Consider the following 12,601-nt stretch of genomic DNA (forward strand, 5'->3'; position numbering starts at 1 on the left):
CTCGAGAAGCACCATAAATGACAAGGGTATCTTCTCGTGCGAGGGCGGCATTTAAGATGCCAGCAGTTGCGGGCCCTGCGGCGGGCAGGAGCCAATACGCATCCACGCCGCTAGTGCTTAGCCATCTTTCGACCGTCTTCGTGGCCTCATCATTGGGATGCCCGTCAATGCTCGAAGGGCCAGAGCCTAGGACGAGAAGTCGGTCTCCCTGTTTGGGTGAATGTGGAACATCATTTGGGGAAGAAAGTACACTCACCTCGCTTCCGATTGCCCCTAAGTGGACTGCGAGTGAATCATCGAATTTGAGGAGCCATACGTGTTGTTCTGTAGGAATAACCTCGGTTTCTCTCATTGAGCAAATGCGCATTAGTCCTCGCTTGCGATGCCAGCGATAAAGTCAAGTAGCCGTTGTGGAACGACTTCATCGCGCTCATTTTTTACCCAGTTCTTCCCTGCCCTGTTTGTATTTAGCAGGGAGCGCTCGGCCGATAAGTGAGCCCACAGTTCAGCAAGCTCCTCCGGCGCTTCAGGAGTAACAACGTGGCCGGCGTCCAAGTCCTCAATTAGGTCCGCGCACTCGCCCTCCACTGCAGCAGAGATGTGCAATCCTATACTCATGAGCTCATAGGTCTTTGAAGGAATGGTACGAGTAAGCGGCTCCCACCCTGCCAGATGAACAAGTGCCGTATCCGCCCATTCATAGTGTTCTTCAAGATCCTCTGCTGCGGCGCGGTGCCTAAATTCCACGTCCACGCCGAGCTTCTCGGCTAGATCGTGCAACTCATTCCATGCAGCTCCATCGCCAACAAACCTGAGCTTTACTGGCACTCCAGTATCTTGTGCCAAACGGGCAGCTTCAAGAGCATTGCCGAGTTTTTGGGCGCGGCCGAGCGTCCCTGCGTAAAGGACCCGCAGAGGTTCGGTGTTTTCTTGTACGCCTCGTTTTCTATAAGTCGTACGTGGTGGAAACACGTTGCGGATCGTTGTCATCGACTGCGTCGAAGACTCGTGCTCGATGCGGAGCCATTCTTCGAGCCTTTCCGAGGTCGTGATGATTCCGTCAGCCTTCTTCAGCACACGGTTCATTGCTTGTTCGGTAAGCCAAGACAACGACTGTAAAAATCCGTGGCGGGCGATTCGTTCTCGCAGTGAAGGTGCTCCAGTGGCTGAATTCCAATCATCGCTGACATTTAAGAGCGCAGGCCACGCATCACGAAGATCGATGACATAAGGCTTTCGGTACTTCTTCGCAATTGCGCGAGTCACCACCGAGGTAGGCAAAGCTGGGACTGTGCCGATAACCAAATCAGGAGAATAGTGTTTTAGTTCTCTAGGAATACGAACCGGAAACACCATCATCGACAATGCGACTGCGGCCTGGTTGAGAATACGACTGCTCAAAGAACGCCCAACTGGGAAGTACCCAGTTCGAACAACCGTCTCCTCGTTGGGTCCTTTTTCAAGTTTAAAGCGGTTCCACGGTCGCGCCGATTGCAACCATTCGCGTATGGAAACTGAACGCTCATAATGAGCTGGCGGGCAGACAACCACCACTTCATGACCATTGCGTTGCAAGATTCGAGTCAACCACGCCCATCGCCGCTGAGGTACACCATTTTCAGGTAACCAATACTGGGAGAGAACTAGGATCTTAATGATTCCCACCTCGCTCCATTGTTATATTTGCGGCACTCGAAACTCGCTCGAGTATATCAGAGCCGCTACTGACAGTACGCGATTACGACGGTCTACTAGCTTTCCTAAACTCACGGAGCGCTCTTCTATCTTTCTTTGATGAGGGCGACACTGTGGACCTTAAAAGGGATGCTGTGCGCACCAAATGGCAGAAATTTCAGCCCGTGAAGCCGTACTCCTTCAGGCAAGAAGAAATCAATATTCGTGGTCGAAAGTCCAGGAACCGACTCCAGATAGCAATAGTGGCCAATGATTTTCCAGCGAGAATTACCAATGCCTTTAATGCGTAGGTCACGTGGAATCGCGTTTCCATTTTCATCCCGCAAGTCTAAGGACACGACAGCAGCCCGTGAGGCCGAGCGAGTGGAAAATTCATGTTCCACTACCAATCGAACTTTGCGTAAAGGAACGGGAATTTCCAGACTATATGGCAAAACAACGCGCCGAGATTCCCCTTGGATGACCTGCCTTTCTCCTTGCTGCATTATCGCCGCCACATGCGGGAATTGCTGCTCCACAAAGTCTAAATCGCTAACCTCCGGCAACCGGGCCAGAGAGTTCATAATTTCCGACATGGATTGTTCTCCGCCGGTACGCAATCCGCTATCTTGCCCGACGTGATTCAAACGCACATAGCTCAGAGCACGCGAATCCAGAATGACCGGCCCTCGCCGGTCCGCCATGTTATGTGCCCCGCTTCGAGGCTCAATCAACCGACCGTCTTCGCTGCGACGGCAAACGTCGAGCAATCCGAGCGAGTACATCGGCCAATGGGAAACGCGTAAAAATGAGATCTCCTCGGAATCATAAATTGCTTCGATTCCGAGTGGAAGGCTGACTACCATTCCGGCAAATGGCTCAGCGATATAAGGCGCCACGTTATTGAAATAGTCTCGGGCCACGACGTCGTCATCATCAATTCGATAGCGTCCGTACGTCTCCCCTACAGCCACATGCTGCTGTGCAATCTCCTCTAAACTGCAGCCCCAATTACCGTCAGGCTGCTCATCCAAATAAACGAAGGGGAAACGCTCAGCCGCTTCGTGCAGTCCCTTCTTAAAACGTTCAGGTAGCGATTCCGAATAGGACACCACATGAATCAAATCGATCCCGGCTTGGATACGAGCATCATTAAGAGATGCCAAAGTTAACTCAGTAAAGAGTTTCTCACGCGTACGCAGACGTTCAGGATCATAGAGCTTCTTCTTATAGGCATTAACGCTGTCTTCACCTGCCGAAAGATGCCACGAGTTAGTTTCTGGCAAACATTGGCTGAATCGAGTGCGGCCGATAAAAAACACGTTTTATTCCTTTCCCACCAACACGTGGTCCGCGTGACAGCCGTAGCTAACGACACGCCCGCTGCGCTTCAACGCGTCGTCGTTAATGTCCCAAGTATGAGCGCCTTTACCTCGGTATTGGATGTAATTGAAGCGATCAGCTGAATAAATCCGACCACCAGACTCCTGGACATCCCGCAAGAACTGCGTATCTTCGCCCTTACCCAACTCCGCAAACGGGTGAGCTTCAAATACCGATTTCCATCCGGTCAGCGTAGCTCCAAGGACAAGTTCTACCCAGGAGTGTTCATTCCATTCTTTACGCAGGACCAATTCGTTCGTCGACTCGAGGTAGAGATAAGCGGCTTGTTTGCCAACGATATCCGCTCCGGAAAACCGCAGTGCGTTAATTTGATCGTGCAGGTAGTACGGCCCGTAAATATCATCGTCGTCCATCTTCGCGACAATGTCGCCGTGCGCATGCGAGACAAGCTGGTTTAGACATGACCCCAAAGACTCAGTCGAAGGCGCATAAAAGAAGCGTACGGCGCCATAGCCATCTACATCCACTACGTCCTCCGCGTGGAAACCATGCGTGAGTACCAATACTTCGTAATCCACCTCGCTTTGCCCAAGCGCTTGCTCTAATGCTCCGGCAAGGCGTTCAGGCCGATTAGTCGAGATGATGACACTTGCAGAAACAGAACCAACTACACGAGTATCCGCCGTAATTCCCACTGCCTTGAGAATCTTGGCGGCTCGATGCGTATATGTGTGTGCATCCCAAATGACTCGCTGCGCTCGATGAACTTGCTTAGCACGAGCCAAGTCAGAACGCACCGCGCTTTCGATGACGGCTGCAGCATGCTGTGTATCATTGACGGTGGTAATTTCCTGATGCGGGAAAAAAGAATCGATGCCCTGCGCGGGAGTACTAATTACCTGACCACCACAGGCTGCGATCTCTAAAACACGACGCGAAAACATCGTTGTACTGTCAGTAACGGTATTGACGTTTAGAAATACCTTGAAAGCGCGATATGCCGACAGCATCTTGGAATAAGGCAATGCACCGACCACCCAATCCGTCAAGGGCGCCGGAAACTGATATTTCTCATCGACGTCTTCGTTGCGGGAGTAGATAGTCAGGGAGCTATTGAGGTTTTCGCAGGCCTCGGCTCCAGCGCTCAGGATAAGCCGTTGTGCCTCTCCGCGCTCAGGAAACTTTTCGCGGAAATAGGTGCCAGCAAAGCATACGGAACCACGCCCATATTTCGTACGATCACCGTCGCGGATAGGACTATGAATAGCAGGCTGTACCGCAAAAGGAATAACATCGACATAAGAATCTGGAATTTCTTCTCGATATTTTTCTACACTGTCTGCATCTGTGGTGAAGACGAAATCAAACAGCCTCGCTGACGCAATAAAGTCATCAAAATGAACTGGATCTTCCTTATTCCAGAACACCGTCGGGATAGCGCGCCTACGGCATTCTGCAACTAGTTCCTGAAGCTCATCCGAGGGAGCTTGGCTGCCGACAACTTGATACCGCCAAGCACCACTATTTCCCTGCCAAGCCGACTCGACAAGCAAAAGATCGATTCCAGTTTCGACTTGCTCGCGCCACTTCTGGGGCTGCAAATCTACGGTGCTGAATTCATTTCCCCACGCCAAATGAGAGAAATCATCAAGAATAACTCCCACGGTCACAGCCTCGAAGGGCTTCTCTCGGCGGGCATCTACCGTGTATTCGGGAAAAGCGAGCGGATCAAGTCCCCGACGCTCGCTGCGCACAACATTCTGAAGTGCCACGCGGTCCTCCTCGTTCTCTGAGGACTCCAATCGCTTACGCTCCTCAAGCTCGAGGTATCGATTCAGTTGGCCTAAGCCACCGTGCCGAAAGTGCCAAAAGGCGGTACGCAGCTGCTTAACGTTCATGGTGCCTGTGTTACCTCAATTCTCGTCAAGATAGGCCCTGTTAACCATAGCCCTTCTGCAAAGAGGTGTGCACTAAGATTCGTGACATGGCTTTCGTAAGGAATTATTCACGCTACTCAGCCAACGTCGTATTGCATCGAAATTTCGACGCATTCCTCGACGAGCCCGTCCGTAGCGGAATTAATGTGATCGATTGTGGACAGACGCTATTAGAGCTGCATATTCAGGATCGCAATGCCGCTACTACTCTGGTCGTATTTCATGCGGCAGCAGACCTCTCACAGACGTCCCTCCCGCTGTTTACTGGCGAGCGCCTTACTGAAGGATCGGAGGCAAACATGGTGTTTGTTTCCGATCCCATGCTCGAACGTGGCTGCGGAATTGGCTGGTTTACAGGAGATAATGACTGTAAATTCCAAGCAAAGCTAGTGGCAATCCTTCAAAAAGTGCAAAAGGATCTCGATGCATCGAACCTAATCTTTTACGGCTCCTCGGCCGGTGGCTTTGCAGCTTTGTATTATTCGCACCAATTCCCTAATTCTTTGGCAGTGGTATCGAACCCGCAAACAAACATCGCCGAATATCACGAAGCCGCTGTTAAGCAATACGCACAAAGAGTCTGGAAGAGTGACGATATTTCTAATGCCCTCGCGACAACAGATCTGGTGCCCCTTTACGCGAAGTCGTTTCCTAACTACGTCGCTTATCTCACCAACGAGAAGGATGAGTTCCATAACAGCCACCACCTAGCCCCCTGGGCTCAAGCCACGGAAGATTCCGCCGAACGTCGACGATTCCTTGTTGGCGATTGGGGCGATGGACACGCTTCTCCACCACTGTACGTCCTCAAAGGCGTAATCGACTTTGCTATCGCTGTAAACGGTGAATGGGAGGAGTTCTTCGCCGACGATGAGTTCTCGACTACTTACTCGCTTTGAGCAAGACCGAGAACAAACTGACGAACGTCTTCGCAGGCTTCTTCGTCTTTCGGCGTATACCGTTCAATGCCCGCCGCACGTAGTTGTTCCTCAAGTCGCGCCATGAGCGGAGCTGGATAGTTGCGATAAAGGCGCTTATCGGCGCGAAGCATGAATCCCAAGTCCAGTTCACGCGCTGCTGGCAGTAGCTTGTTTTCAGCGCCGCTCACCATGCAGGTTGCAAGGTCTGGTCGCCCAAGCCAGGCAACGGTGAGCGCACTTAAGTCAACAACAAACCTTTGGCCTACCTTGTACTGAGGCACTTCGGGATGAACCGGCGTCGGTAATGGCTCTCTGTCTAGACCTTCGAAAGTACGAAACGCCTCCACAAGAGCCCACTTTCGCACGTGTTTTTCTTCTCTCGGTCCTGCCAAAGAACTAAAAGATTCCGCGATAAGTTCTGGCGCGAACTGTTCCAAGACCCTGACTGTTCCAACTTCCGATAGCCCCTGCGCCACTGGCGCATTTCTCAGACCAGCTGCCGCAAACGGAGGGAAGGTGGAATTGCGTTCATAGGGAGTGTTTCGTTGCAGTCGTGTCGATTCCAAAATGGCACCAAACGAGCAATAGGCCGCGTTCAAAGAGTCGGCGGCCAAAATACTTCCCAGGCCCAAAAAGGACCAGGAGTTTTTACGTAGTGGGGTCTCTGTAATGTTCGTTTCGATGACCAGTGGGTCAAACTTCTTGAAGAACTGTCGTTCCCGCGCAAACCGTCCCCCGAAATCAAGGGAGACCAGCTGGTGGTCTGCGGGCAAAAGATAGCGGGAGGCCAGTGAATCGAAACCACCTGAAAAATTCAGGATCACCTTGTTACGCAACTCTGACTGGCCAACATCCCTCAGGGAGGGTTCGCTAGTCCCCACGTGCGATTGAGCCTCAACCTCCGATTTAGTCCAAGCTTCGATTGCTTGTTGAGTTCCCGATGCAACCGGAAATGCAAACTTAATCCGTTCAAACGCCGCTCCGCACAAAGTGGAGGCTGCCAATGCGAGTGCATCCCCACTGACTTCTAATGGCCTGCTAAAGCGAAAATGCACATCCAGACGTCGCTCCGGCAGGCGCGACCGGACCGCCCGCATCAAACGCCCTGATACAGACTTGCGATACGTCAGGTTCGTCCGCAGCACGATGGCTTTTGAATCCCAACGCAACGGCTCGAAGCAAATTTCACTAGGCATAACCCTAGATTAGCTAGATTTCTCTGCTTTCCGTGCACGACATTTCGAAGGCTTTAAAACGAAGATTAATAGGCGATCACCTGGCGATTTGCCTTGAACGCACCCCACTAATATAGTTACTAAACGTCGCACAGAGCGGTTAGCGCATAGCACCTCTCAAAACGACGATCTTATTCCTCCATAGCTCAGTTGGCAGAGCATTCGACTGTTAATCGAAGGGTCACTGGTTCGAGCCCAGTTGGAGGAGCAAAGCTCCCGCTTAGTAGCACTAAGCGGGATTATTTGCGTTTTTGTCTATATTTCTTCAGAAATTCAATTTTTAGGCCTAAACGACAGAATGTGTTGTTTTGCGGCGTGTCAGGCTAAACGACATTTTGTGTTGGTGGGGGTTTAGCGTATGTGGCCTTTGCGTATTCCCATAGAGTGGTTGTAGGCAGTGTCGATGGCACTGTCGTAGGTTGCTGGTCGGCCGTCTTCGTGGCCGCTGGTGGCTTGTTTTTCCTGGTTGGCTAGGGTTTGTGCTTTGGCGAGTGCGTCCTGGCCCCAGTTTTGCTGCCTGGCGATCTCTACAGGGTCGTCAGGCAGTTGCGTGTGGAGGTATAACCACCAGTCGCAGGCGATGCGCTGTTGTTCATCGCGCAGTCCGCGGTGGGTGTGCATAAGTTGCTTAATTTGTGAGTTCACCCCGCCTTCTAGCTTGTTGGTCGTGCGTTCAAACCGTTGGCCTTCTTCGGCTTCGGTGAGGTAGGCAAAGAGGTGTCCTTGTTGGCTCATTTTCTTTAGCTGCAGGTAGATTCCGCGGTGGGTGTAGTGGGTGTACCACCACTTTTTGTTCCGGCGCTTGGACTTTGGAATCTGGTCGAAAGGGACGTCTTTGACGTAGGTTTTGGCTTTGAGCTCGGTGCTAAATACGGTGCCGAACTGCTGTAGCTTCACTGTCCATTCGGCTGCGTCATCCAGGTTGTCAACGGCGAGTAATTCAAAGGAAAGCCGTTGTAATGCTTTACCCATAGCGGAAGTGGGATGAAGGCCGGTGGCGCGTTGGATATTGCGCTTGACGTGGACAATGCAGCGTTGAACCGGGGTATCTGGCCACAGGTGGTGTAGTGCTTTAAGGCCGCCGGCATCCCCATCGCAGGTCACCAATTGTGGTGGGGCTAGTGGGTCGAGCAGGCGCGTGTAGGACCACGAGGATTCTTTCGTGCACCAGAACCAATTGATGACATGGCTGGAGTCGGCAGCTACAACAAGGCACTTGGTGTTGAAGTAGGTGCCGTCGATGAAGATTTGGTCGTAGATTCGCTGCTTATCAACGCTTTGGGGAGGTTGGATAAGCCAGAACGGTTTAAAGCGTCGTTGCAAAGTTCGCGTTGAAACACCGCAGGTTTTAGCTGTTTCTTCCAGGCTGTTGCTGGAGGTGAGCCAGAAGATGAAAAGGCGGAACCATTTGGCTTGCACGGCATCGTTATTCGGGCGGGTGAAGGTGGCCTTGCAGGTGCGGCATCGCCATCGTTGGCGCCCAGCACTCGTTGTTCCGTGTTTCGTGCATTCCCCGCCGCAGACGGGGCATCGAGGATGATTTTTACTCATCCCCTCATCGTGAACCTAGGTGCCTAGCACACCGGCATGTCTTTGGCGGTATTTCATGGTCGAAGCTGGAATATCCCTCTGGATAAGTGAAATAGTCCTAATATCAGCACGCCAGACCGGCTAACCGTACAACCTCCCCAACACATCCTGTCGTTTAGGCCAATTTTTAAACGCTGTGGTGCAAGTACTGCTTATACACAAGCGCATTAAGCCCGAAGACAGCTAAGTAAGAGAACCAAACTGGAATCCTTGAAGCCACCGGACGGCAGTGTTGAGGAGAATCCTGGATTGGTTTGTCGTAGATTTTTCGTGTCTCCACCTGGCCGGCGACTTTGATGGTCTGCGCGATATTGCCGGGCTAGACTGCCCTGCCAAGTTCTGAGTTGTTAGTCAAGTTTAAAATGTGCCCTGCAGATCTCGGCTTCAAATCTATTTTTAATTGAAGTCGGATGTCTTTGGCATTGGCAAGCCTTGCAGGAGGCAGCGGCCCCCGTGCGGCTGAACACCGGTACGCGTGGTTGTACCGTTGTCCACCACGCTAGACCGGCTTCTAGATGTGTAGTGCGCCCCGAGCAATTTAAATGCTCCTTGTAGGCCGAAGACTGCCGTGGGTCTTCCAAAGCTGGCTCGAGGGGGCCGGAAAAGTGTTGTCAGAGTGTCTGAAGACAAGCGCTAATTCCAGATACGCCCTCTAGCTCCTATCGTCCTCTTTAACCACCGTATCGGCGCCCCACGTGAACGTCTACGCCGCCGAAGAGGCTGATGCAGTTGACGACGATTTCTGGCGCGTCTATCGGAAGGTCATTTGGATGGATGGCGCCGTGCTCAACCTTGAGGTCGTGACCGCCAAATAGGCCGAAGCCGTCAACACGGACACGGAATCCTTCTGGAATGTAGACGTCGGTGCCTCCGAAAAGCCCCACGGCATTAATGGTAGTGGTGCGATTGCGCAGCGCCGCTCCTGCAAGGTCGACGTCTACGCCACCGAAAACGCCCAAGGCCGTGAGAGTACGTGCTACTGCCCCACCACTAACGGTCGAACCCCCAAACAGACCCACCGCGAGGGAACGTGGAGCGTCCACGTTGGGCTGCACTTGCTGGATAGCCTGTTCTACTTTGGCAATCGCGTTGGATTCTTGGTGCCCCGAATATGCTTTTGCGATTTGGCGTTCTTCCCCGAAAAGAAGCACCTCTGGGTCTTCCACAAGGTCAGCAAGCGGCTCAATGAGCTCGCCTCGGGTTGTAGCCTGCTCGGACGCTGCCGAACGCTTTTCAAATTCATCGAGGTCGATTTGACCGGCCGACAGCGCATCTCCCAGGATGTCGGCAGCCTTCATGCGGTCTTGGTGGTTACAGCGGATATCCAGCGGTTTCATACCTCTATTATATCCGCTATATCTCCCCCATGCGCAGGTTATTTCTTATTCTGGGCGGCCTTGGAGGAATCAACCTCGGGCAGGAAGTCGTCTACGCGCTCGCCTACTCCGGTCAGCTCCGCGATGGCGGCAACGGCGCGCTGCGCGCCCTTGCCATCGCCATAAGGGTTAACGGCGTTGGCCATGGCTTGGAAAGCGGCGTCGTCGGAAAGCAAAAGCTTAGCCTCGGCCACGATGAGCTCACGGTTGGTACCCACCAGCTTCACGGTTCCGGCGACAACGGCCTCGGGGCGCTCAGTGTTTTGGCGCATAACCAGAACCGGCTTGCCCAGCGCGGGAGCCTCTTCCTGGACTCCGCCGGAATCGGTCAAGATGATGGTCGCGCGGTTTTGCAGCTGGGTGAACTGGTCATACGGCAGTGGATCGGTAATGATGATATTCGGCAGGTGCTCAACCTCTGGGAGAACTGCCTCACGCACCTTGGGATTTAGGTGCAACGGCAGAGCGAAGTTGATCTCTGGGTAGGCCTCAGCCAGATCCTTCACAGCACCGCCGATTTCCTTCATAGCTTCCAGGTTCTCGCGGCGGTGGGTGGTCACAACGACGAGGCGCTTGTCGGAATCTGCAGCCTCCTGCAGCGCGGGATCCTCGAATTTGGTGTCCCAAGATGCTGCTTCCAAAAGGGCATCGATAACTGTGTTGCCGGTGACCACAATGTCCTTGGAGCGCACGTTCTCGCGGCGCAGGTTTTCCATCGATCCAGCGGTAGGGGCCAAGTGCAGCTCGGCCACCTGGCCGATGAGCTTACGGTTAGCCTCTTCTGGGAACGGCGAGTGGATATCGCCGGTACGCAAGCCCGCCTCCAGGTGCACAATCTTTACGCCGCGGTGGAAGCCAGCGAGGGCTGCGGCCATGGCGGTAGAGGTGTCACCCTGGGAGATAATGACATCCGGCTGTTCTTCCTTAATGATGGAATCCAGACCCGCAATCGCGCGGGAGACAATCTCATTGAGCCCCTGGCCCGGCTTCATCAGGCCCAGATCGTGCTTAGGGGTGATGCCGAACATGGAATTGACCTGCTCCAGCATTTCCTTGTGCTGACCCGTAGAAACCGGGATGGAGTCAAAGCGCTCATCATTGTCTAGCGCCTTAATCACAGGGGCGACTTTAATGGCCTCTGGGCGGGTGCCGTAGATGGTCATTACCTTGGGCTTAGTCATTACTCATTTCCTTTTGGTTGATGGGGATACTTCTTTATTGAACCATGTGCGGGAGCGTTGTACCCCCACGCAGGTTGTTGGACTCGCTAGCCGCTGACATTCACGCCACCGTCTGGGGTGAGGGTCACCGTGGCAGCCATGGCGCGGGCTAGGTCGAGGCGCTGCCAGGAGCCGCCTTCTGCCTGCCAATCCAATGGATTGCCGGCTGGGCGCGCGGTCTGGCGTAGCACCTCGGCACGCTGGTTCCAGCTGAGCTCTGGATGGGATGCGGCAAGCAGCACTGGGGCAGCCTGCGGAACCACCATCGGCGCGTCGGTGCGGTAGCGCGGGGCAAAGTCATAGTCCATGAATTTCGAATATTCGGCGACCGCATCTTGGGTGGAGCGGTAGTCGGTACCCTCTTCCCTATCCTGGGCCACCAATTCTTCCACCGTCTTGCCGGTGCGCCACTTAATTTCCTTGCGCACTTCCATCGAGGCTTGCCACAGGGCATGGCGCATGCGCTTGTCATTCAAGCGGTCTGCCGCGGCGGCTTGGCCGGTCATGCGCCCACCGATGACATCCAGCGGGTAATGCACGCCCAGTACTACGCGGTGGTTGCCGGCCTCCGCGCCCCGCAGCATGAGCTGTGGACCTACCTCAGGCAGCATGAAGGACATCAGCGTGGTAATCCACGTTGCCTGATTGGTATGGCCCGAAGGGAAAGCTGGCGAGGTGGGATAGAGATCCTTGGAGCCATCGTCGTAGCGCTTAATCGCCTGCGGCGCGCGCTGGTACGGGCGCTGATAGTTGAAGTAGTACTTCTCTGACATCGTGGAATTGGCCAGTCCGCCTGCGCGGGCGGCGTAACCATTGCCTAGCAGGTATTCGGTTTTGGGCAGGCGGTGCTCGGCCAAGGCGGCACGGAAGGCATCGCCTAGGTTCTTGCCCATCGAGTCAGAAACGGCGTTGAGCACGCTGGTGGAGCTGGCCTTGGCATCGGCCTGCGCGCGGCGGATCAAAGCGGGATCACCGGCTGCGGCGTTATTAATGGCCACGGCCTTGTCCATATTTTCCTGGCGGATTTCTGGCTGGGTCTTGATGTGATCAAAAAGCTGGACTACCTGCCAGTAGTTGCCAAATTGATAAGAGGAAACATCGGATTCAAAGCCCGCGATATAGTCCGTGCTAAACGGCTCTGGAACCGGGGCGCCGGGGTGCTGAACTGGGGCTGCGCCGGTGATGTGCTGGGTGACGGGCTCACGCAGCTGGGGCACGGTTACAGGGAGGGCTGCGGCCGCCGGTGCGAGGGTTATAGTCAGTCCAGTGGCCGCGCAGAGGGCGAACACGCGGGCTGCGGGTCGA

Annotated in this window: 9 protein-coding genes and 1 tRNA gene; 2 read left to right on the forward strand and 8 right to left on the reverse strand. The window is 54.0% G+C overall.

Going from position 1 to position 12,601, the window contains the following annotated elements:
* Positions 1-366 precede the first annotated feature (366 nt).
* From RAE09_RS05425 to RAE09_RS05435, 3 genes are all read right to left on the reverse strand, one after another.
* Positions 367-1,665, reverse strand: coding sequence for a glycosyltransferase family 4 protein (locus RAE09_RS05425; RefSeq protein WP_250412529.1), 1,299 nt, complete (start codon positions 1,663-1,665; stop codon positions 367-369).
* A gap of 116 nt (positions 1,666-1,781) precedes the next feature.
* Positions 1,782-2,996 (reverse strand): glycosyltransferase, encoded by a 1,215-nt coding sequence (locus tag RAE09_RS05430; RefSeq protein WP_250412528.1) that lies wholly within the window; start codon positions 2,994-2,996, stop codon positions 1,782-1,784.
* A 3-nt stretch (positions 2,997-2,999) separates the two neighbouring features.
* On the reverse strand, positions 3,000-4,790 hold the full coding sequence (locus RAE09_RS05435) for a glycosyltransferase family protein (RefSeq protein WP_250412527.1): 1,791 nt from the start codon (positions 4,788-4,790) through the stop codon (positions 3,000-3,002).
* A gap of 212 nt (positions 4,791-5,002) precedes the next feature.
* Between RAE09_RS05435 and RAE09_RS05440 the strand changes: the two genes are divergently transcribed.
* On the forward strand, positions 5,003-5,854 hold the full coding sequence (locus RAE09_RS05440) for a hypothetical protein (protein WP_316981152.1): 852 nt from the start codon (positions 5,003-5,005) through the stop codon (positions 5,852-5,854).
* On the opposite strand, the gene RAE09_RS05445 is transcribed toward RAE09_RS05440, so the two are convergent.
* Positions 5,842-7,071: a hypothetical protein gene (locus RAE09_RS05445; RefSeq protein WP_250412525.1), complete on the reverse strand. Its 1,230-nt coding sequence runs from the start codon at positions 7,069-7,071 to the stop codon at positions 5,842-5,844. The two genes, RAE09_RS05440 and RAE09_RS05445, sit on opposite strands and share 13 nt — an antisense overlap.
* Before the next feature lie 174 nt (positions 7,072-7,245).
* Between RAE09_RS05445 and RAE09_RS05450 the strand changes: the two genes are divergently transcribed.
* Positions 7,246-7,318, forward strand: a tRNA-Asn gene (locus tag RAE09_RS05450).
* A gap of 143 nt (positions 7,319-7,461) precedes the next feature.
* On the opposite strand, the gene RAE09_RS05455 is transcribed toward RAE09_RS05450, so the two are convergent.
* The 4 genes from RAE09_RS05455 to RAE09_RS05470 all read right to left on the reverse strand — a co-directional run bounded on the left by RAE09_RS05455 (position 7,462) and on the right by RAE09_RS05470 (position 12,513).
* Positions 7,462-8,661 (reverse strand): IS1249 family transposase, encoded by a 1,200-nt coding sequence (locus RAE09_RS05455; protein WP_316981153.1) that lies wholly within the window; start codon positions 8,659-8,661, stop codon positions 7,462-7,464.
* 710 nt (positions 8,662-9,371) lie between these two features.
* The gene (locus tag RAE09_RS05460) at positions 9,372-10,037 is read right to left on the reverse strand and encodes a DUF1707 SHOCT-like domain-containing protein (protein WP_316981154.1); all 666 of its coding nucleotides are present in this window, start codon (positions 10,035-10,037) and stop codon (positions 9,372-9,374) included.
* A 38-nt stretch (positions 10,038-10,075) separates the two neighbouring features.
* Positions 10,076-11,257 (reverse strand): non-hydrolyzing UDP-N-acetylglucosamine 2-epimerase, encoded by a 1,182-nt coding sequence (gene wecB, locus RAE09_RS05465; protein ID WP_316981155.1) that lies wholly within the window; start codon positions 11,255-11,257, stop codon positions 10,076-10,078.
* Between the two features lie 86 nt (positions 11,258-11,343).
* On the reverse strand, positions 11,344-12,513 hold the full coding sequence (locus RAE09_RS05470; protein ID WP_316981156.1) for an acid phosphatase: 1,170 nt from the start codon (positions 12,511-12,513) through the stop codon (positions 11,344-11,346).
* Positions 12,514-12,601 lie beyond the last annotated feature (88 nt).

The organism is Corynebacterium tuberculostearicum (genome assembly GCF_032821615.1).
Taxonomy (GTDB): domain Bacteria; phylum Actinomycetota; class Actinomycetes; order Mycobacteriales; family Mycobacteriaceae; genus Corynebacterium; species Corynebacterium tuberculostearicum_H.

Coding starts and splice junctions, on each gene's coding strand:
- RAE09_RS05445 (WP_250412525.1), bottom strand. CDS start 7,071: ATGCCTAGTGAAATTTGCTTCGAGCCGTTGCGTTGGGATTCAAAAGCC.
- RAE09_RS05455 (WP_316981153.1), bottom strand. CDS start 8,661: ATGAGTAAAAATCATCCTCGATGCCCCGTCTGCGGCGGGGAATGCACG.
- wecB (WP_316981155.1), bottom strand. CDS start 11,257: ATGACTAAGCCCAAGGTAATGACCATCTACGGCACCCGCCCAGAGGCC.
- RAE09_RS05440 (WP_316981152.1), top strand. CDS start 5,003: ATGGCTTTCGTAAGGAATTATTCACGCTACTCAGCCAACGTCGTATTG.
- RAE09_RS05460 (WP_316981154.1), bottom strand. CDS start 10,037: ATGAAACCGCTGGATATCCGCTGTAACCACCAAGACCGCATGAAGGCT.